Below are 384 nucleotides of genomic sequence, written 5' to 3'. Positions count from 1 at the left end.
GCGCGGCCGCGGGCTGCCGGTCGGTGCCCTGGCCCCCGGCGGCGCCCTGGCCTCCGGCGGAGGGGCCCTGCGGGGTGGACGAGCCGGGGCCGTCCGACGACGAGGCGAGACTCAGGGTGGCCTGGGGCGCGGCGACGGCGAGGTCGCGGCGGAGGTCGGCGAGAATCGCCCGCAGCGCCTCGCGGCCGAGCTCACCGGGCGCCTGCAGCTCGATGCGGATCGCGGCGCCGGAGATGTGGGCGCGCACGGTCACCGGTCCCAGGTTCTCGGGCGACACCGTGAGCGTGATCCGGTGGTCGCCGTCGGACGCGTGGGCGAGCGAGACCACGGGCGCCGACAGCTGCGGCAGGAGCGGGGTCCGTGCCGCGGCGGCGGGCGCGGCGG

At 79.9% G+C, this 384-nt stretch carries 1 protein-coding gene; it reads right to left on the bottom strand.

Annotated elements, in window-relative coordinates; translation table 11 throughout:
• The coding region (locus DW299_RS12830) for a flagellar hook-length control protein FliK (RefSeq protein WP_136036815.1) at positions 1 to 384 on the bottom strand (384 nt) is incomplete at both ends.

This window comes from Microbacterium sp. K35 (assembly GCF_004794375.1).
GTDB classification, from domain to species: domain Bacteria; phylum Actinomycetota; class Actinomycetes; order Actinomycetales; family Microbacteriaceae; genus Microbacterium; species Microbacterium sufflavum.
Note: the sequence above shows the minus strand (reverse complement) of the source record. Positions and strands in the feature narration are given on the sequence as shown.